The 19,654-nt window shown below is 50.4% G+C and carries 17 protein-coding genes; 4 read left to right on the top strand and 13 right to left on the bottom strand.

Annotated features, from left to right (window positions below; all coding sequences use genetic code 11):
- Together ACFOE0_RS17915 and ACFOE0_RS17910 are read right to left on the bottom strand one after the other, a co-directional pair.
- Entirely contained in the window at positions 1-1,329 is a 1,329-nt protein-coding gene (locus ACFOE0_RS17915; RefSeq protein WP_248933980.1) for an NAD(P)/FAD-dependent oxidoreductase, read from the bottom strand.
- Between the two features lie 3 nt (positions 1,330-1,332).
- A complete protein-coding gene (locus ACFOE0_RS17910; RefSeq protein WP_248933978.1) occupies positions 1,333-1,908 on the bottom strand; it encodes a GNAT family N-acetyltransferase in 576 nt (191 codons plus the stop codon).
- A 137-nt stretch (positions 1,909-2,045) separates the two neighbouring features.
- Between ACFOE0_RS17910 and ACFOE0_RS17905 the strand changes: the two genes are divergently transcribed.
- Positions 2,046-2,570, top strand: a complete 525-nt coding sequence (locus ACFOE0_RS17905) for an SMI1/KNR4 family protein (RefSeq protein ID WP_248933976.1) — start codon at positions 2,046-2,048, stop codon at positions 2,568-2,570.
- 53 nt (positions 2,571-2,623) lie between these two features.
- Here the strand turns inward: ACFOE0_RS17905 and ACFOE0_RS17900 are convergent, their stop codons facing one another.
- The 10 genes from ACFOE0_RS17900 to ACFOE0_RS17855 all read right to left on the bottom strand — a co-directional run bounded on the left by ACFOE0_RS17900 (position 2,624) and on the right by ACFOE0_RS17855 (position 16,151).
- Positions 2,624-4,510 carry an ABC transporter ATP-binding protein gene (locus tag ACFOE0_RS17900; RefSeq protein ID WP_248933975.1) on the bottom strand — a complete coding sequence of 629 codons (1,887 nt, stop codon included), beginning with the start codon at positions 4,508-4,510 and terminating at the stop codon, positions 2,624-2,626.
- A complete protein-coding gene (locus ACFOE0_RS17895) occupies positions 4,497-5,696 on the bottom strand; it encodes a cytochrome P450 (RefSeq protein WP_248933974.1) in 1,200 nt (399 codons plus the stop codon). Before ACFOE0_RS17895 ends, ACFOE0_RS17900 begins: the two co-directional genes overlap by 14 nt.
- Positions 5,693-7,009: a cytochrome P450 gene (locus ACFOE0_RS17890; protein ID WP_248933973.1), complete on the bottom strand. Its 1,317-nt coding sequence runs from the start codon at positions 7,007-7,009 to the stop codon at positions 5,693-5,695. The genes ACFOE0_RS17895 and ACFOE0_RS17890 overlap by 4 nt, the downstream gene beginning before the upstream one ends.
- Before the next feature lie 100 nt (positions 7,010-7,109).
- Positions 7,110-7,241, bottom strand: a complete 132-nt coding sequence (locus ACFOE0_RS17885) for a hypothetical protein (protein WP_283106298.1) — start codon at positions 7,239-7,241, stop codon at positions 7,110-7,112.
- Positions 7,242-9,017: 1,776 nt separating this feature from the next.
- Positions 9,018-12,152, bottom strand: a complete 3,135-nt coding sequence (locus tag ACFOE0_RS17880; RefSeq protein WP_248933971.1) for an efflux RND transporter permease subunit — start codon at positions 12,150-12,152, stop codon at positions 9,018-9,020.
- A 23-nt stretch (positions 12,153-12,175) separates the two neighbouring features.
- A complete protein-coding gene (locus tag ACFOE0_RS17875; RefSeq protein ID WP_248933970.1) occupies positions 12,176-13,327 on the bottom strand; it encodes an efflux RND transporter periplasmic adaptor subunit in 1,152 nt (383 codons plus the stop codon).
- 12 nt (positions 13,328-13,339) lie between these two features.
- Positions 13,340-14,692 carry a TolC family protein gene (locus tag ACFOE0_RS17870; protein WP_248933968.1) on the bottom strand — a complete coding sequence of 451 codons (1,353 nt, stop codon included), beginning with the start codon at positions 14,690-14,692 and terminating at the stop codon, positions 13,340-13,342.
- Positions 14,693-14,869: 177 nt separating this feature from the next.
- Positions 14,870-15,286, bottom strand: coding sequence for a hypothetical protein (locus ACFOE0_RS17865; protein ID WP_248934742.1), 417 nt, complete (start codon positions 15,284-15,286; stop codon positions 14,870-14,872).
- 262 nt (positions 15,287-15,548) lie between these two features.
- Positions 15,549-15,719, bottom strand: coding sequence for a DUF3012 domain-containing protein (locus ACFOE0_RS17860; protein ID WP_115137428.1), 171 nt, complete (start codon positions 15,717-15,719; stop codon positions 15,549-15,551).
- A 60-nt stretch (positions 15,720-15,779) separates the two neighbouring features.
- Positions 15,780-16,151 carry a SpoIIAA family protein gene (locus tag ACFOE0_RS17855; protein WP_248933966.1) on the bottom strand — a complete coding sequence of 124 codons (372 nt, stop codon included), beginning with the start codon at positions 16,149-16,151 and terminating at the stop codon, positions 15,780-15,782.
- A 92-nt stretch (positions 16,152-16,243) separates the two neighbouring features.
- Here ACFOE0_RS17855 and arfB point away from each other — a divergent pair, with 92 nt between their 5' ends.
- Both arfB and aroQ read left to right on the top strand, forming a co-directional pair.
- On the top strand, positions 16,244-16,660 hold the full coding sequence (gene arfB / locus ACFOE0_RS17850; protein ID WP_115137430.1) for an alternative ribosome rescue aminoacyl-tRNA hydrolase ArfB: 417 nt from the start codon (positions 16,244-16,246) through the stop codon (positions 16,658-16,660).
- A 240-nt stretch (positions 16,661-16,900) separates the two neighbouring features.
- Positions 16,901-17,344: a type II 3-dehydroquinate dehydratase gene (gene aroQ, locus ACFOE0_RS17845; protein ID WP_248933964.1), complete on the top strand. Its 444-nt coding sequence runs from the start codon at positions 16,901-16,903 to the stop codon at positions 17,342-17,344.
- Here the strand turns inward: aroQ and glk are convergent.
- Positions 17,337-18,317, bottom strand: coding sequence for a glucokinase (glk, locus tag ACFOE0_RS17840; protein ID WP_248933963.1), 981 nt, complete (start codon positions 18,315-18,317; stop codon positions 17,337-17,339). The two genes, aroQ and glk, sit on opposite strands and share 8 nt — an antisense overlap.
- A 286-nt stretch (positions 18,318-18,603) precedes the next feature.
- Between glk and ACFOE0_RS17835 the strand changes: the two genes are divergently transcribed.
- Entirely contained in the window at positions 18,604-19,644 is a 1,041-nt protein-coding gene (locus ACFOE0_RS17835; RefSeq protein ID WP_248933961.1) for a LacI family DNA-binding transcriptional regulator, read from the top strand.
- Positions 19,645-19,654 lie beyond the last annotated feature (10 nt).

The following is a 19,654-nucleotide window of genomic DNA, read 5'->3' as shown; positions in this document are numbered from 1 at the left end:
CTATCCCAGGGTATCCATAAACCGACCAAAGTGATAGAACCCCCACTGCCCAAACCGCCGAAACCGGGCAAAGGGGAAGCTGGGCAGAGGCTGGCCATACAGGGGTAAATCAGGTGGTTTTACCCCATTGAGCATGCCCGCCAGACGCCAGGCTGCCTGAGCTGAAAATGACACACCGGCACCACAATATCCCAGGCTGTAACCTTCGCCATCCCGTGTGTAAATATGGGGAATATCATCGAGAGAGGCCGCCAGCCAACCATGCCAGTGATAGCTGATATCAACCTGTGCCAGAGGTGGGAAAGCCCTAACCATAGCCTGTTTCAAGCGGGTGACATACACCTCTTTATCTGCGTGCTTTCCCCACACAGCACCCCGGCCTCCAAACAACAAACGATTGTCTGGCAACAGCCGGTAATAATATTTGAGCACACGGGTATCCATGGCGACCTGAGTCGTATGCAGCCCCACCATTTGCAGCTGCTCTGGGGTCAATGGCGCGGTCACAATCACATTGCTGAGGATAGGCAAGGCGCGCCCGCTGAGCATAGCCGTCAGGGTCGGCTGGGTATATGCGTTACCAGCGTAAACAACAGCGTTGGCCTCAAGCTGTCCACCTGCCGTCTCCAGCGTGAACCCTTTGCCGGTGCGCTGCGTACTCAGCACAGTGGAGTCCTCAAAAATCGTCACTCCCAACTCCTGTGCCCGCTGCGCATAGCCCTGTAGCAGCTTTAAAGGATTGAGTCCAAAACCGTCCTCAAGACGCAGGGCACCGAATGATTGTCTGTGGTTTAAATACTCGCGGCGAAAGCGTTCCGGCTCAATAAACTCAGCCTGCATTCCCATCTGCCCGGTAATAAACTCAGCCCCTGATTGCAGTGACTTCATCGCCTTTGGACTATGGGCTATTTTCAAGTAACCCGGTTGCTGGGGCTCACAGGCAATCTTGTCTGACTCGATCATCCCCTTTACTCTGGCAACCGCCGCTGAAAACTCGTCATATATCCCTCGGGCAGTGTCCAGATCCCAGCGCCTGGCCATCTGGGCAAAACCCAAACGTCCAGATCCTTTCAACACAAAGCCGCCATTGCGTGCGCTGGCGCCGAAACCAACCCGGTTCGCTTCAACAACAGTGACTTCACGACCATACTCCTCCGCCAGATAACGGGCTGTGAGTAAGCCGGTAAAGCCCGCGCCAATCACTGCAATATCAGTTTGTCGACGACCGTTCAGGGAAGGTCTTACAGGAGTAATATCAACCGTAGAGGCCCAGTAAGAGTTGGCTAAAGGTAACCCCTGGGGATTTGAACTGGTCAGAGGGTCATACATAGATCAGAACTCCAGCAGCATCTCGCAAGCCACACAATGGCAATCATCGCCGCACAGAGTACAGATATAGTCAGGATTATCATGGGCCTGATTCCAGCGATCAGGATGGGCCTTAATTAATCGCCCTCCCGCCTTGGTGAAATACCTGACGGCGGCATTATGTGGGCTCTGCTGCCACAGGTGGGCGACACCACCCAACGCTCCCTGACCTTTGACTGCGTCAGCAGACTTCTGCAACAAACGCCCCCCCAATCCCTGACCCCTTGCCGATTCTGACAGAGTGTTGGACTTGAAATAACAAACCCGATCCACTGCTAATCCCCAGAGCTCGGGCGAGCACCACTCATCCGGTTGCCAGTTTCCCGCGGCTACAGTCAACCTGAACCCAAGTAAATCGTCCCCGCGAAACGCCACAAAACTGGCATTAATACCACCGGAGATCCCGGCCTGCCAAAGCTGTTCAAGGTGAGGAGTATCCATATACCCTCCGCCATGGACCTGCTCACCAAGCTGCAGCACTGCATCAAAGTCTCTGGGGGCCATCTCGCGGATAATCAGTTGGGATTCCTGTTTGGACATGGTGTTACCTGTGGTTTGTTATTATTTTGTAAATCACACTATCACAGACCTTTGGGTCATAGCACTATCACAGGTTTTAACCAAGAATTATGAGTAATCACGAGTGTTTGAGTCTGTGACGGAAAGGGAACCAGGACATGTCAGAAGAGATCGCCAACCTGAGTGCGCAAATAAAATGGGAACCGATAGATATTGAGGATGGAGACACAACAGAGCTCTACTGCTCTGCTGACAGCGACATAACCGCTATAGAAGCCTTTATGGGCACCAGTCTGCCGGAGGACTACAAATGGTTTATGACCCATGTTGGTCGCAGAATTCTGACTGATAAACAGGTAGATATCCGGATTAATGGCGTTTGGATGGAGTTTCTGGACTGGTTCCGGGACGCCATTGATGTGCTTACTTTTACCCAAATGGCCTGTGACGTCGACGATGATGGCGACTCAAAAATCCCTCCCCATCTGCTGGTGATTACCAACTCTATTTCCCACGACAAATTGCTACTGGATCTGACAACAGAGAACTATGGCAAGATCTGGTATCTATCGTGCGGTATTCACGAGAGAGACTGGCGCAATCACAATTATGAAGGACTGGTGTTGATGGCCGATTCCTTTACTCATTTATTGGAGCAAATCATCAACAGCGACCTCATGTAGTAACAATCAATACGAAATCACCCCAAACAGCTAGTAATAAATCCGTTAATCACTCATTGATATGCCTGTGCTTGCAGTTGGAACATTCGCGAGTAGTGTCCCTGAAGTTCTATCAGCTGTTGATGGTCTCCCTTCTCGATGATTTCTCCCTCCTCTATCACCAGAATCAAATCGGCATGTCGCACAGTTGAAAATCTATGTGAAATCAGAACCAACATTTTGTTTTCTACTGTGCTTCGCAAATAGTCAAACAACTCAGCTTCGGCAACACTATCCATTGCTGCAGTTGGCTCATCCAATACCAGAATATCCGCACTTTCACGCATAAAAGCCCTTGATAAAGCTATCTTTTGCCATTGCCCTCCAGAGAGCTCTACGCCATCTTCAAACATTCTGCCCAGCTGAGTCTGATATTTACCCGGAAGCCTCTGAATAAAGTCATTAGCCAATCCATCCTTAGCTGCTTGTTGCACACGTTTTTGTTGTTCAGTATCTGGCTCTGTCATCGCAGCCAAAGACCAAACCATAGGGTCTCCGAGGCCAACATTGTCAAAAACAGGAAGCTGATAACGGTTAAAATCTTGAAAAATAACACCTAACCTACGATAAAGAGCTTCCTGCTGCCAATCATGTAATGGGGTTCCATCAAGCAGGATCTGGCCACTTTCAGGCTGGTAGAATCGAGTGAGCAATTTAATCAAGGTAGATTTTCCAGCGCCGTTCTCCCCCACCAATGCAAGTGTTTTACCTGGTTTCAAAGTAAAACTAACCTGCTTTAGACTGTATTTCTGTTGCCCCGGATAACAAAAGCTGACATTGATAAACTCAATGCCACTTCCTGGCGACGCTCCCTGTTCTAGATGACCTTCCATTCCTGGTTCCGGAGTATCAAAGAAATCAACCAAAGTTGAAATATAAAGATTATCTTCATACAGGCCACTGAGTGTCAGCAGCATTGCCGTCAATGACGCCTGCCCCTGACGAAATAGCATAACGAACATAGTGAGCTGGCCCAGCGTCAATTCACCACGAATAGTTTGTAAAATTACCCAGAGATAAGACCCATAAAATAGCAATGCTCCCAGCCAACCTAGCACTACACCCCAACTTTCTCTTTTTGTGGTCAAGGCACGATCAGCGCCGTAAAGTTTCTCAAATATGGCCTGGTGCTGTTTAACCATTAAAGAACCAAGTTGAAACAGACGAACTTCACGCACATGGTCATCACGAGTCAGCACAGTCTCGAGATAAGATTGACGTCGAGTATCTGGCGACTGCCAGTTAAACAAACGAAAGGCGCTACCTGAAAACCAAGTTTCAGCAATAAACCCAGGAACGGCACCACATATAAGTAAAAGAATTAGCCAGGGAGAGAATTGCCACATCACACCAGCCAACCCCAAGAGAGATACCAAATGCTGTAGATACTGAAATAAACGTAAAACCAGCTGAACTGGTCTTTCAAAGGCTTCTGTTCGAATTCGATTTAACTTGTTGTAAAACTCAGCATCTTCCAATTGAGCAACCGATAGACGTGTACTCTTGGCCAATACTTGCTGCAATACATGCTGAGTAAGCTGTGCCTTTAACAGCTCTCCACTGAATGAAATGCCTCGCTGCGCGGCTAACATCAGGCAAAATAGACCGCCCTCTAGCGCCAGATACATTGCAGCCCCTTGCCAATGCCCCCCACTTTGATGCTGTTGGACTATTTCATCTACCAGCAATTGACCTATCCAAGCCATTCCCACAGGTGCTAACCCTGCAATCAAACTGGCAATAGTGAGTAGTACCAATAAAGGCTTGGAAGTCTGCCAAACCAGCAATAGTGCGAACTTACTGTGGCGAAATTGCCGAATCTGCTGCCAAAGTTTGTTTAACCTTCGGGGAGTTTTTATTCCGGTCAAATCTGATTGTTCCAGATTTTCACTGCTTTGCATCAGACTCTCCGGGTACAAAAGATAAAATGAAGCGAGGAGGAGCCAGAGCAGCTTCAGGCAGCGGGCGAAGTGTCTGCAACTGAATTGTTGGACTGGCAGGACGTATGTGATCCAGTAACAAGGCCACTAATCTTACAGATAAAGATGCAGCTACACATTTATGAGCCCCCCAGCCAAAGGCTAAAAATGGCGTGTCTTTGTTCGCATCTGCCCAACGTTGTGGCATAAATTGATCTGCATCAGGCCAGAACTTCGGATTCCGATGTGCGGTATAAGGGCACACGACCAATGACGATAAAGACTGTCCGGCTATCTCTATTGGCGTTTTACTGCTGCGGGTGAGGTTCCATGCAATTGGCCACAACCTCAATGACTCCCGAACAATATCGCTGGAGTCGATCTGTTCCCAACAGTTGGGTAATGTCTGTCCCAACTGGTATAAACTCCAGCCCAACGTAAAGCCCAACGAGCCGGTCAGAGCAAACAAACATGACAGGTAAACTTCTGTCAGTTGAGTATTGTCCAGATCTGACCCCGCTTCACGAACCAATAGACTCAACAAGTCGTTGGCATCCTTGAATTGCCCATCTCGACGTTGGTCAATTGCTTGCGCCATTCGCCAGTAAAATCTGATCTGAAATAGCTTTCTCCGCCAGGTTGGGCGCCGTGATTTCGCTCCCGAAAAGACAACCCGAGGAATAGTCTTGTCTAATAGCCTCCTCAGAGTCTCAGAGTCCCCACCGTCTAACAAAAGCCCTTTAAAGTAACTGTAAAACAATAAATTGCCTTCATCAGGCCAACAAGTTTGCTTATTCCTCAAGCCTTGCGCCAAGGTCGTCAGTTCAGCAGTATCCAGGCAATACTCCTGAAGTCGCTTAAGCAATACGCGCCCCAATTTCTGCTGCAAAGTGCTATTCCCAATCAACCCTGCCCCACCAAAAAAGAAATCAGAATGCTGATGGAATAGCCCCTCTTTATTTGCCAGAACTTGCTTCATTTGGTTCGGATCCGAGAGATACCACTCCGTCCCTGGCAATTCGATATAATCAGCGCCACTTTGCAGTTGAAGATCCAGATAAGCAAAAGGGTCGGCACTTATTTCTTTACTACTCTGCGACAGGGAAGCGATTTTCTCAATGCCATGAAAAGGACACCCTGAAGTTGAAGTAAGCTTTTCTTCATTCACGATTGCTCCTCCTCCAATTTTGTCTCAGAAAAGGGGCATAGTGGCCCTTGGGACAAGATATCTGGCCTCGTTAGCTGCCCACTCGCCGACGTGCGAACCATTAACTCTACGTCAAAAGCGACAGGTTGAGGTAAGGCTGTCATAGTGATATCCAGACGATCCGGCTCTAATAATTTCCACTGAAACCGGGTAGCGAACAGGTGCAGTAACAGTAGAAGTTGAGTCGAGCCCAACATAGCGCCAACGCATGACTTAGGTGCCCAGCCAAAAGGCACATAGGTATGTGGACACTGACTTGCGTGCGGGCTATCTGCAAGCCAGCGTTCAGGGTTAAACTCATCAGGCTGTGGCCAGTATTCAGGATTACGATGAACAAAAAATGGACTGAACATCAGCACGCTGTCTTTTTGTATTTGCTCCCCTTGCCATTCCAGATCGGTACGAACCTGTCGAACCAGCATGGGGACATTCCAAAGTCTCAATACCTCTTTGATAAACCTTCGACTCAATGGCGCTTGACGCAGCGGGTCTGCACATATTTGGTGGACAGTTATCTGCTGTAACTCTTCGCAAACCTTCTCAAACCAATCGGATTGCTGCTGACATTCATAAAGCAAACAGGCCGCGGCAGCTCCCGGAGGTCCATTAACAGCAGTCAAAGCCATCACGACAGAATCGACTGCTCTGCCAATCCCCAGCTCTGGCAACAATTCGATCAAACTGTCAGTCATATCTTGTTGACGACTGGCTTTACCTGCCGCTCTTTGTCTCAAGGTTTTTCGAACGATATTCCCAACCTGAATACTTCGCCAATGCCTACGCCAACGCTGAAGTTGAGTTTCCCGACTGGCTGACTCTTCAAGAAGGAAAGCGAGGCTCGCGGCCTGGTTACGGCGTAAAACTGAAGAATCGCGCTCAGATAAACCAGACAGTACTATGTCTGTATTTTGCTCAGCGAAAACCTTATGTATCAATTGAACCAAGTCAACAGCTTGACCACTGGCCAGCGTCAACTCGCGGCCAACCTTCTGGTACCAACTTTCCAAAGCAGGGCCAGCCACTGCATCTTTAAGCAGACCAAGCCATAGCTGTCTGATTTGTTGCCAGGAAACAGTGGGGGAAGAACGGTGTAACAGTATATCTGACACTCTTGGAGGCATAGTCAAATCAGCGTAATTGGCCTGATTAAGTCCCCGTGCAGCATCGGCATCAAAAGCCCCATACTGCTGGTCAGAAAAACGTATGTTGCGTTCGCCTGCACGGATGCGAGCCAGCAATGCCTGAATATGAGGTGGTAGAGCTGATAAACTCATGAGAATCCCTTCATGAGAGGAGAGGAGTATATCCTCATTGGAGAGGTAAAATAGAAACAAAAAGACAGATCAACAATTCTGTTGATCTGTCTTGTTTGACTTACATAGAGTGGTAAAGGTACCAACGCCACATAATGTCACCACGTCCACCACAACCCCAACTTGAAACTCCATCTGAAGCTGAAGCACGCATGCCAATGGCATTTTTCACAGAAACCATTAAGTTTTTCATTTCACAATATCCTTATTTAAATTGATGCCCAATTCAGGGCTTTGTAACTAGGTCAGTTACTCACTTAAAACGACCACAACAACTACAACTATGAATAAGTTTTGCAACGTTCTCTAGTGGAGCCATGTTATGAAAGATGATTAGTGGATTCAAGTCAAAAAAATCATAAAAGAGAGACTCAAAAAAACACCTTTGAAAATTAGATTTTCATACTAGTAATAAAAACTAACATATTAATTAATTTAAAAATAAAAACACGGAGAAAAAATATAGAACACACCTTCACCAACCCAACCTAATCGACACAAAAAACCACAGCTAACATCTCAAATCAACTACAAAACAATTAACTACAAAACAAGCTTTAAGACAGTTTTTAACCCTAAACCAAAACATTCAAATGTAATACCCCAAACTAAACTCAGACAATGTAGACCAAAGCATTACAAAAATATAAAAAAACACATCAATTGGATTGAAATCAATCAACCAATAGTGACAACCACAACCCAAAAATACAGTTCTTTCCTATAATCCAATGCAGTCTGCAATTAAAGAAAGCGTCGGTCATTTTAAAAAATAACACTAAAGGATTAGTTAGTAGATGCATTATCGACATACCTGAGGTAAGACTGACATGAGACATGAAAAAGTATTAGCTAAAGAACGTACTGATTTGTCCCAGAGAGCACCTCTCAGTGCTCTACACTAAGTCCAACCGGGCTAATAGCAGAATCGGCACAGCATCATAGGTCCCCAAATTCACTAATGGCTACTAACATTCATAATGAAGGAGTATTATCAATAGTTAATTACATTTCCATACCCTCCATAAAAATATCAATAAACAATAAAACAAAAATCATTTTAGCAAGTATCATTATCCTTTATTGATTACGTCAGATTTAATTGCACAGAAAATTAAAGACTTCCACAGAATAAAGTTACTATGGTACTAAATAAATCTATAAAAATAATTACCCCCCTAACTCAACAACGCCACAAACAAGACTAAAAAACACCAGTGCTGATTTTAATATGAGTGAATAAAAAACAAACACAATCATCACTCACCAAGTCCAACAAACTAACTATTTGATGCTCAATACACTATCGTTCACCAACTCCATTCAGAAATCACAAAAATATTACCACATCATTGGATGTCATCAGTGACACTGCCTTCAACCACCTGTATAAGTAAGCCTCACACCATCAGTCTATAGCTAATAACAAACCATCTAAAACCAATCTAGACACTTACCAACATTATAAAAAACTGCCCAGCCTTATGACTATAACAATACTATCACCATAAATTCGTCTCGCATTTTTATAATTATCAGGCAAGAGGGAATCGGTATATGGATTAGGTAGTGATACTCTATTCAAGGGGAATAAAAGGATTGAGTGAACAGAGTATGTACTTAACTGTCATTCAGATTATGAAACTAAGTAAGTGGTCAAGAATTCCTATCAGATAGGTAAAAATATCGACTCCTCTATGCTCAATACAGGGAACGCCAGCAAGAAAGATAACCACATACTAAGCTTGGTGGTTTATGAGCATAAAAAAGGCGCTTTTTCCAAAGCGCCGCTATCAATTTCTGTGAGGTTAGGCGGTTCACAGGAGACGGAGGATACCGCCACATAGGCCTGGCGCTATCCCCCTTAGATAGAAAGTCACCCATACGCAGTTTGGGTGTAGTGGTCAGCTGCGGAGCTGGCCACCCAAAGCAACATCCTGTTGCCAGTCTTTAAGAAACTCACTAAACCTCAGGCATCAGCTTGCTGAGCTGCATGCACTCTCTTACCCTCAAGCAGGTTGTACAGCGCAGGCAGCACCAGCAGCGTCAGTGCTGTTGAGCTCAGCAGGCCGCCGATAACCACAACCGCCAGCGGCTTCTGGATTTCCGAGCCAATACCGGATGACATCAAAATCGGGATCAGACCCAGTGCCGATGTCAGAGCTGTCATCAGTACCGGACGCAGACGACCGGCAGTCCCTTCAAATACCGCCTCGAAGGTGTTCTCTCCGGAATTTCTACGCTGGTTGATGGCATCCACCAGCACCACGCCGTTCAATACCGCGACACCAAACAGGGTGATAAAGCCGATAGAGCTTGGCACCGACAGATAAGTACCGCTGAGATACAGAGCGAATACACCACCAATCAAGGCCAAAGGTACGTTAGCCATAATCAGACCCACCTGACGGGCGCTACCGAAGGAGAAGTACAGCAACAGGGCGATCAGAGCAATGGAGACAGGCACCACCAGCATCAGCTTTTGCTGGGCACGCTGCTGGTTCTCATACTGACCACCTACCATCACGGTATAACCCGCAGGCAGCTCTGCTTTGGGCACAATGGCATAGATATCCTTTACCACAGAGCCCATATCCCGGCCGGATACGTTGGCCTGCACGACCACACGGCGCTGCACATCGTCGCGGCGAATATTGGGGGGTGCCATTTCGACCGCTACATCGGCCACTTCAGCCAGGCGCACAGTGGCGCCGTTAAGGCCGGTCAGCAGCAGGTTTTCGATGGCATCCGGGGTATTACGAAACTCTTTAGCCAAACGCACATGAATATCGTATCTGGCATTGCCGTCGATCACCTGTCCGGCCTCTGTGCCGCCAATGCCGCTGCTTACCAGGCTCATCACCTCATCCACGCTGATACCATAACGGGCCAGCATGTCGCGCTTGGGACGCACCACCAACTGGGCTTCACCCGTCACCTGCTCCAGCGATACATCGGCCGTGCCGGGAATGGTCGCCACCAGCTCAGCCAGTTGCTGTCCTTTACTGGACAGCACATCCAGATCAGGACCAAACAGCTTAATCGCCAACTGGGCTTTTACCCCGGACAGCAACTCATCCACTCGGGTGGCGATGGGCTGAGAGAAGGTATAAAGCAGGCCCGGGAACACACTCAGTTTGTCCTGCATCAGGTGTTGCAGCTCCTGACGATTGGACGCCGAAGTCCACTCCTCCATTGGCTTTAAACCTATATAGATTTCGATATTGGATACCGGCTCAGGATCGCCTCCCAGCTCGGCCGCACCGATACGGCTCAGGGCATATTCCACTTCAGGGAAGTCCATCAAAATGGCCTCCAGATGTGGTGCAACATCCAGGGCAGTTTGCAAACTGGCCGTAGGTGCCAGCGTCACCCGCAGGTTGATGGTGCCCTCTTCCAACTCAGGTACAAACTCAGTCCCCAGACGTGGCAGCAGCGCCATACTCAAACCAAACATCAGCAGGGCGCCGCCCAGTACCAGCCTGGGCTTGTTCATGGCACCTTTCAGCAGCTTGCGATAGCCCGCTTCCAGTGGCTCCAGCAAGGGGCTGCGACGAACGGTTACCCCACGCTTAAACAGATAAACTGCCAGCGCAGGCACCACAATCAAGGCCACCGCAAGGGCAGAGATCATCGCCAGGATGATACTGACTGCCATCGGCTGGAACATCTTGCCCTCAACCCCTTCCAAAGCGAACAGAGGCGCGAATACCACGATAATAATGGCAGTCGCGAAGAACACAGGGCTACATACCTCGCGGGCGGCTGTCAGCACTCGCTGAGCCACTGACTCCTTTCCTTCTCGTGATAGGTGTTTAAAGATGTTTTCCACCATCACCACAGAGCCATCCACCAGCATACCGATAGCTACAGCCAGGCCACCCAGTGACATCAGGTTGGCAGACATGCCGAAGTAGCTCATCACCATCAACGCCAGCGCGATAGACACAGGGATCGACAGCAGCACCAGCACGGTGGCTCGGATATTCACAAAAAACAGCGCCAGCACCACCAGAATGAACACAAAGGCCATCAGCAAGGCATCGGCCACTGTGGTCACTGCAGTTTTCACCAGATCCGACTGATCGTAGAACACTTCAAAGTGCACACCCTTGGGCAGTGATTGCTGGATCAACTGCACCCGCTCAGCGATATCATCAATAGTGGCCTTGGTGTTGGCACCCATACGCTTAAGCACCACGCCGGCAACCACTTCACCTAAGTTTTCTACCTCGCCATTATCAGCTTTGCGGGTCATGGTCACTGCACCCACACGGATCTCAGAGCCATAATCCACCCTGGCAATATCGGCCACCCGCACCGGGGTACCGCCGGACTCGGTCAGCGGGATCTGGCCGATAGCTTCCAGCCCGGCATCACCGGATGGCAGCAGGCCATAACCCCGCACCACCAGCTGCTCCTGGCCCTGATCCATAAACCAGCCACCGGCGTTGCGGTTATTGCTCTCCAGCGCCGCAGTCACATCCTCCATGCTCAGGCTATAGCTGAGCAGCAAGTTGGGATCTACCTGCACCTGATACTGACGCACATGACCACCAAAGGAGAGCACATCTGTAACGCCGCCAACCGGCATCAAAATCAGCTTCACCAGATAGTCATTGAGACTGCGCAGTTCATCTGAGCTCACGCCGGAGGTTTTATCCGCCCGCAGAATGTACTGGTACACCTGCCCCAGGCCTGAGGTATTGGGGCCAATTTCAGGCACACCCACACCGGATGGGATCATCTCCTTGGCCGCCTGCAACTGTTCAAACACCTGCTGACGGGCAAAATAGATATCTGTGCCCTCGGCAAACACCACAGTCACAATAGACAGACCGGTGCGGGACAGAGAGCGCACTTCCGTGACTTCCGGCAGCGCGTACATGGCCGACTCCACCGGATAGGTGATCAACTTCTCCACCTCTTCCGCCGCCAGACCTTCAGCCGCGGTATTAACGGTTACCTGCACATTGGTCACATCGGGAAACGCATCCAGATTCAACCTCGGCAGAATAAAGACACTGGCGATCAGGGCTGAAACCAACGCCAGCAACACCAGCAAACGGTGGCGCACGGCCACCTGAATCAAGTTATTCAACATATTGCTTGCCTCAGCGCTGCGCCTTAGTGATTGTGGATATCAAAGCCGGACTTGGCCTGCTCTGATGCCAGGAAGAAGGCGCCGGATACCACCACCTGCTCATCATGGTGCAGACCCATGACCAGGTTCATGCCCCGCTGACGCTCCAGCACTGTTACCTCTTTGGCCTCAAAGCCATCGCCTTCGGCCACAAACACCTGCCAGTGACCATCACTGCTGCGGGTCAGCGCCGCATCTGGCAGTACCACACCTTCGCTACCGCTGCTGGACAGATAGAGTTCAGCAAACTGACCGGCATGCAACACGTGTCCCGGGTTATGCAAACGTGCCAGCACCTGCTCGGTACGGGTCACTGCATTTAACTCATGGGAACGACCTATGATTTCGGCGGGCAGCAATTTATCGCCCACGCGCACCATTGCTTTGGCACCTACTTGCAACTCTTCGGCCTGCATAGGCGTCAACTGAGCCTCAATCCAGAGGAAGGACTCATTGGTCAGCTGCATCAAGGCAGTACCTGCGGCAAACACCTGACCACGCAGAGCCACATCCTGCTGCACGCGACCATCAATCGGCGCCAGCAGTTGATATTGACCAATGAATTGCGGGCGACTCTCCAGGGTTTTAATTTGGGCTGGTGTCATCTTCAGAGACTGCAAAATCGCACGCTTTAACTCAGCATCGACCTGTGCCTGCAGGCGACGACTGGCGCTGACAGCACTCTTGTCCATACTGCTGACCCGCTTCCACTCGGCTGCGGCATTAATGTAATCCGCCTGGGCCTGTGCCACGGCAGCGCCGCCCAGCGTCAGCAGCGCCTCACCGGTTTTAACTTCCTGACCCGGCACCACATGACGGGCCAACACCCGCACATCCAGTTGTGGTGCCAGGGTCACTGTCTTGTCTCTGTCTACGGTCAGGGTGGCCGTTGCCACTGAGTCCAGGCTGAATGCCTGCTCAGCCACAGGCATCAGCTTGATAGACGCCAGTTGCATCTGCTCGGCACTCAGGTGCAGACCATGGTCATCTTCACCCTCTTTGACCTCTACCTCTTCAGGACCATGGCCATGCCCCGGTCCAGCAATCACCACAGGGGAAAAGGAGAAAGACAGCGCCATACTCAAGGTCAGAGCCAGGGCAACAGCAGACAGTTTGATTTGATTATTGGTTTTCATGATGCAATTCCTTTATTCAGCCAGCGGCCCTGATTGGGTTTGAGCTTGGATTTGGGGTTGAGAGGCCAGCTTGAGAATGAATGTTTCCAGTTGTCCCGATACCGCCAGCCAGTCGATCCAGCTTTGGTAAATGGCGGTTTCCAGCTGTAGTCCTACCAAATAGTTGGCGGATAGCTGACGTCGGCTTTGCAGATAGTCGCTGGTACTGATATCCCCCAGCTGCCACTGTTGTCCCAGAGAGCTCGCGGCCTGAGAGCCGGCAGAAAATGCCAGCTGCTGCCAGTCGCCATATCGCTCCTGCAATCTGGGCACACTCATTTGGAATTGCTTGTGTTGTTGTTTGAGCAAACGCTCGGTGGACAGGTACCCCTGCTCGGCGACTGTCACCGCCTCATCGGCTGCAGCGCTTATATCCCGGTAGCTGTTACGCACTTGCAGCGGTACAGAAACACCAATACCGAACTTATTGTCATCACCATCCCGCTCTGCACTCAGGCTGATGGTCGGGTCGATACTGTTATCGCTGCGGGAAACTTCGGCCTGAGATTTGGCCAGCTGCACCTGCTTGTAAGCCAGCTCCAGCGCGGGTAACTGCATATCCACAGCCGCAAAGCCGTCGGCGGAGATCAGGGGCAGAAAATCGGAGAACGGCTGAGATTCTGCTCCCAGCAGGGACATCACCTGAATATCTGCCACCAGCGCGGCCTGCTCAGCCATGGCATAGTCGGCACTGTTACCGGCCAGCTCCATGGACATCAGCTCCAACTCTGCCTGGGAGATATCTCCGGCGGCAACCCGCTGACGGGCAATCTCAAGCTGAGTACCTGCGTATTCCAGCTGCTGACGGGCAAACGCCAGCTCCTTATTACGCACCTGCTGCTCAATCAAGGCACTCAGGGAGTCACCCAGCAGACGACTACGCTCCAGCTTCATCTCCAGCTGGGCAATCTGCTGTGTTAGCAAGGCCTGACTGCGGGCATTACCGGACTTGTCTCCCCAATCGATGGTCTGACTCAACTCGATACCATAGGTATCTTCAGGGCCATTGACATAACTAAGGCCCAGCTCCGGGTTGTAAACCGCCTGAGAGGCCGCCTCCAGCTCGAAGCCCAGTTGACGGGCACGGGCCTGCTGTGCCGCCATTTCCGGCAGCTTATTGATGTTTTCAAGCAGTTGAACTGTCCACTCATGGGAGACTGTTGCTCTGTACTCTGCACTATGGTTTTGAGCCGGTGCCATATCACCGGGCAATCCTGCCAAAGCGCTGGAGCCTGATGTGGCCAAGCCTGATGCGGCCCAACTTTGAGACGCAATGGGGCTGCCAAACAGTCCCACCAACGCCATAGCCAAAATGGTTTTCTTCATAACCAATCCTGTTTCAAAAAAGCATTTTTGGCAGTGTGCGAATATGACTATGTATTGCCTTGTACAGACGCTCAGGGCTCATTCACATCAGATCAAATTCAATACCTACACCCGGACGCAAGGCGACCTTATGGGTAGAGGTCAACGCACACTGAATATTTGGATTTTGAGTTGGGATCAGGCGATAGGAGGGCGATATTCAGGCTGCACCAAAGGAGGCAAATACAGACCATCGCTGAAAGGGGAAATAAACTCAGGTTGAGCATCCGGTAAAGTGGATACATAGGACAACATACTGACGACGCCACCATGACACTGGCAGTCCAGACACAGATCGAACTGCTTAAGCTCGGTCACCAGATGCTGGTGTTCGTCCTTGCTGTGTTCCAGCACATGCCTGGGATCCGGGTTGTCCGGTTCACAGACACAATCTACGCACTGCTCCAGGGTTTGCACCGGGGCCACAAAGTGCAGGTGAGCATGTTCAATATCTTCATCTTCAGGGCTACCAGCGTGCAGCTGATGGGCTCCCAGGTTGGCGGCAGCAAACTGCAACAGCACGATGGCAATCATTGCCCGTGCCAGTTTGTGCATTCCCTGTGAGACCGAATTAAGCACTTAATGCTGTCCTGAAAATTGATAAAGAGTAATTAGGGTCTGTTGACCTTTCATGGCTGCAAAACCATCTTCAAAGGTCAATAGAACTTATAATCTAACAGACCCGGATTGTAGGCGCGAGTTCCCGAACAACAAGTCTTTTGAGAAGTTTTTAGAGGTCTAAGCTCTGAGCCTGTGAACTGGATCAGAGAAAACAAAAGCCCCGGAAAACCGGGGCTTAGTTTCAACTAACAGGATATTAGTTAAATACACAGTGCTTGGTGTAATCCGCCGCTTCATTGGCAGTCCAGTCACCCTTTGGCTTCTCTTTCATCTCTTTGCACCAGGCTTCACTGCCTACTTCAGGTGCACAGGCCGCCAACAGGGTCATTACTGACAGGGCTGCCAGCAAAGCTTTAACTGATTTCATCTCGTTTTCCTTTTTTGAAGATTAAAAATCTCATCGGCGCGTCAATACTAACTCAATTTATCAACAATTTGTCTGACTTCTTAGTGCAATCCACTCTCTGGCATCCTGTTTTTTCTCCAGCGGGAACCAGGCAATATCACCATTCAAAAATGGGCCAAGCAGATGTACAGCATTGCCAACCCAGTCGGGGCCACCCACGAATACCAGGGCGTCCAGAGGCGGCAAAGGTTGCTGACTGACTTCAGGTGACACCAGCACCTCCCATCCCTCGAGCAACACGTCAGCCTCGATATAAAGGCACACTTTCTCTCCCTGCTGACGGGCATTTTCCATCAAAGGCAGGAGACACTGAACATAATCCTCGTTGGATATTCGACCACTGACAAACAGGCTGATTACCCCTTTGGCAATATCCTGAATCTGGCATAGCATAGGGCGTTTCCCCCAAAAGAGACTGCGAAACTGGTATGCTTCGCTGCAGTAAAACCAACTCAGCGAAACTGATACGGCAAACTAGCATATCCATGATAAAAATCTCAAACCGTGTATTCCTGCCGGAAAATGAAATTCAATGGCAGTTTATCCGGGCCAGTGGCGCCGGAGGCCAGCACATCAATAAGGTGTCCACCGCAGCCCAGTTAATCTTTGAGATTCGGGGTTCCTCCCTGCCAGAGATGTATCAGGAACGCCTGCTGGCCAAAAGCGACCATCGCATTACCCAAAGTGGCAAGATCATTATTAAGTGCCAACAATCCCGCAGTCAGGAAGCCAACCGGGAAGAAGCCCTGCAACAGTTTATTGCTTTGGTTGCCAGTGTTGGCGTAACACAGAAAAAACGCATTCCCACCAAGGCGACCAAAGCCAGTCAGAGGCGCAGAGTCGACGCCAAAAAGCAGCGCGGCAACGTGAAAGCCATGCGCCAACAGAAGAAGTTTGATTAACTTTTTTAAAGCGGTTTAACCACGAAGCGCTCACTGCGCTCGCTTCACCGAGGACAAGAAGGGAAAGCGGGAGAAAAATAAAAGGATCTTGCTCTTTCTTCGTGTCCTTCGTGGCTCAGCGTTTTCCTCCTTGCCCCTTGCGGAAAACGCTACCCAGAGTAATTTTCAACGGTAAATCATCGACAAAGGCGGTGGCATTTGGTTTGATTAAGCCATATCAAGAACCAAGGACCGCACTCAATGACATCCAGCCACAAAATCCTGCTGCTCAATGGCCCCAATCTGAACCTGCTGGGTCGCCGTGAGCCGGAAAAATATGGTCATCAGACATTGGCCCAACTGGTTGAGCAGGTGGAATCTGTGGCCAGCTCGCTGAATGTCTCCCTTGAGCACCTGCAGTCCAATGCCGAACATGAGTTGATCGATGCCATCCACAACACGGATGCCGACTTTATCATTATCAATCCGGCTGCCTTTACCCACACCAGTGTCGCTTTGCGCGATGCCCTGCTGGGTGTTGCCATCCCCTTTATCGAAGTGCACATCAGCAATGTGCACACCCGTGAACCTTTCCGCCAACACTCCTATTTGTCAGACGTGGCTGTTGGCGTGATCTGTGGCCTGGGCACCCAGGGGTACGAACTGGCACTACGGGCTGCGGTCAGGACTCTGGCAGTTAACTGAACATATTGCTCTGATAATACCAGGCGGCTGCGCCGGTCAGGGCGGTGTCGCTCTTCATGGCTAACTGAACCGGTACATCCTTGAGATAGTCAGACATACGTCCCTTATCCAACATGCCGTCAACAAACTCAGATTCTTTGAGGAAGTCCAGCATACGGGGAAGAATACCGCCACCCAGCACCACGCCACCCAGGGCACCATGAGCCATCACCAGATCGCCAACGGTTTGTCCCAGCCAGCGACAGAACAGAGAGAGAGTTTCCACGGCCAGGGCATTGCTGCCATCCATCGCCGCACTGCTGATCTCGGCGGCTGTTTCAAACTCAGTCGCTTCACCTTTAACGGCGGCCAATGCCCGGTACAGATTCACCAGCCCGGGACCACACAATATGGTCTCCACACTGACAAACTCGTCCATGGTACGCAGCTGCCGCACCAAAGCATCCTGCAGTTCATTGATCGGAGCCAGTGCCATATGGCCACCTTCACAGGCAACCGGCTTAAAGCCACCGGCTTGAGGATGCAAAGATGAAATACCAAAACCAGTGCCCGGCCCCAGCACCAATACTGGCGTACTCTTGTCGGCTTTACCCGGCTTAATACGGACGATCTCGGCAGCGGCCAGTAGCGGCAGACTGTTGGCGTAGGCGGCAAAGTCATTAAGCAAACATAAATGCTTCAGGCCCAGTTCGGCCTTAAGCTCTGCGGTGACCACCCGCCAGCCTAGATTGGTCAGGTTGGCACCAGTACTGCTTACCGGTCCGGCTACCGCAATTGAGCCGCCGACCACCTTGGTGTCTTCTGGCAACAATGCCTGATACTGACGGATTAACTCCAGCAATGACCCGGCATTAGCGCTGGGCAAGGTATGTTGGTGGGTCAGGCAAAAACGTTGACCATCCCGCTGTACCAGCGCGAACCGACCATTGGTACCACCAACGTCACCAACCAATACGAATTGATTCTGCTCCATATTTTCTTGATCTTCCTGTCAGGGAAATGCCTAATTATGATTATTAATCTCACTGAAGCTGCAAACCAGAACGTCTATAGACAAGTGGCAATTGCATCTTCTTCAAAAAATCGTGATGTTTACCGAATAAGCTTCATCTTCGCAACAGTACAACACAGTCAGCGAGGCTGAGAAAGCGGTTTCATTATGAACAATGTTCAAGCGTAAGCAAGACAGTTACCCGACCTGCGCGGTATTACAAATGAGGCGTCCTTGAACGCCCATAACAAAAAAGAGCGTAAAAACAGTGACCAACAAAGGCAAAGCCACCTCTATTGATATCGCTTATCTGGCCGGAGTGTCTCAATCTACCGTTTCCCGGGCACTGCGCAACAGCCCGCTGGTCAAACCTGAGACTGTGGCCCGAATTCAGCAGATCGCCCGTGAGCTCAATTACAAAGTCGATAAACATGCCAGTAGTTTGCGTACCCAACAAAGCACCACACTGGCATTGCTTTTGTTTGAGGACCCCACCTCAGACGATTCACTGATCAATCCATTTTTCCTGTCCATGCTGGGCTCGATAACCCGCGCCTGTGCCGTAAAAGGCTATGACCTGCTGGTCTCTTTCCAGCAACTGTCCGACGACTGGCATGCCGACTATGAAGACAGCCACAAAGCCGATGGCATTATTCTGCTGGGGTACGGTGACGACGTGGACTATCAACCCAAGATGCAGCAGCTGGATGCTCAGGGAACCCGTTACGTTCGTTGGGGAGCCGACTCCGGCACCCTGTGTGTCAGCAGTGACAACCGCCAGGGCGGTATTCTGGCGACCCAGCATTTGATTGAGCTTGGCCATAAACGCATCGCCTTTATCGGAGATGCCTCCAACCACTACCCTGAACTGTTCGCCCGCTATCAGGGCTATGCTGCATCCTTGCTGGCCGCCGGCATTTCCCTAGAGCCCGGTCTGCAGGTAGATGCAATTACCACGGAGGAGTCGGGGTACAAAGCCACCTGTGCATTGCTGGACAGCAAATCTGCCGGTGATTTCACCGCCATCTTTGCCGCCAGTGACCTGATTGCCATAGGTGCCATGCAGGCGCTGACTGAACGAGGTCTAAAGCCGGGCAAAGATGTCTCCATCGTGGGCTTTGACGACCTGCCTTTAGCTCGCTTCACCACCCCTGCCCTGACCACAGTGCGACAGGATACCAAGCTGGCGGGTGAATCTCTGGTGGATAAATTGATCAGCCGAATCCGTGGGGAAAGTGTCGAAGCCGTCACCATCCCCACTCAACTTATCGTCCGCAACAGCTGCGGTGCTCTGCCAGGTAAGGTTTAACTCTGCCTAA

This window comes from Shewanella submarina, assembly GCF_042646185.1.
Lineage (GTDB): Bacteria > Pseudomonadota > Gammaproteobacteria > Enterobacterales > Shewanellaceae > Shewanella > Shewanella corallii.
The sequence above is the reverse complement of the archived record's forward strand: the minus strand, read 5'-3'. Positions and strand labels throughout refer to the sequence as shown.

Excerpts from the sequence above, each read along its gene's own strand:
- arfB (WP_115137430.1), top strand. The coding sequence starts at position 16,244 with ATGATAAAAATCTCAAACCGTGTATTCCTGCCGGAAAATGAAATTCAA.
- aroQ (WP_248933964.1), top strand. The coding sequence starts at position 16,901 with ATGACATCCAGCCACAAAATCCTGCTGCTCAATGGCCCCAATCTGAAC.
- ACFOE0_RS17910 (WP_248933978.1), bottom strand. The coding sequence starts at position 1,908 with ATGTCCAAACAGGAATCCCAACTGATTATCCGCGAGATGGCCCCCAGA.
- ACFOE0_RS17915 (WP_248933980.1), bottom strand. The coding sequence starts at position 1,329 with ATGTATGACCCTCTGACCAGTTCAAATCCCCAGGGGTTACCTTTAGCC.
- ACFOE0_RS17870 (WP_248933968.1), bottom strand. The coding sequence starts at position 14,692 with ATGAAGAAAACCATTTTGGCTATGGCGTTGGTGGGACTGTTTGGCAGC.
- glk (WP_248933963.1), bottom strand. The coding sequence starts at position 18,317 with ATGGAGCAGAATCAATTCGTATTGGTTGGTGACGTTGGTGGTACCAAT.
- ACFOE0_RS17880 (WP_248933971.1), bottom strand. The coding sequence starts at position 12,152 with ATGTTGAATAACTTGATTCAGGTGGCCGTGCGCCACCGTTTGCTGGTG.
- ACFOE0_RS17865 (WP_248934742.1), bottom strand. The coding sequence starts at position 15,286 with ATGCACAAACTGGCACGGGCAATGATTGCCATCGTGCTGTTGCAGTTT.
- ACFOE0_RS17890 (WP_248933973.1), bottom strand. The coding sequence starts at position 7,009 with ATGAGTTTATCAGCTCTACCACCTCATATTCAGGCATTGCTGGCTCGC.
- ACFOE0_RS17885 (WP_283106298.1), bottom strand. The coding sequence starts at position 7,241 with ATGAAAAACTTAATGGTTTCTGTGAAAAATGCCATTGGCATGCGTGCT.
- ACFOE0_RS17875 (WP_248933970.1), bottom strand. The coding sequence starts at position 13,327 with ATGAAAACCAATAATCAAATCAAACTGTCTGCTGTTGCCCTGGCTCTG.
- ACFOE0_RS17860 (WP_115137428.1), bottom strand. The coding sequence starts at position 15,719 with ATGAAATCAGTTAAAGCTTTGCTGGCAGCCCTGTCAGTAATGACCCTG.
- ACFOE0_RS17900 (WP_248933975.1), bottom strand. The coding sequence starts at position 4,510 with ATGCAAAGCAGTGAAAATCTGGAACAATCAGATTTGACCGGAATAAAA.
- ACFOE0_RS17905 (WP_248933976.1), top strand. The coding sequence starts at position 2,046 with ATGTCAGAAGAGATCGCCAACCTGAGTGCGCAAATAAAATGGGAACCG.
- ACFOE0_RS17855 (WP_248933966.1), bottom strand. The coding sequence starts at position 16,151 with ATGCTATGCCAGATTCAGGATATTGCCAAAGGGGTAATCAGCCTGTTT.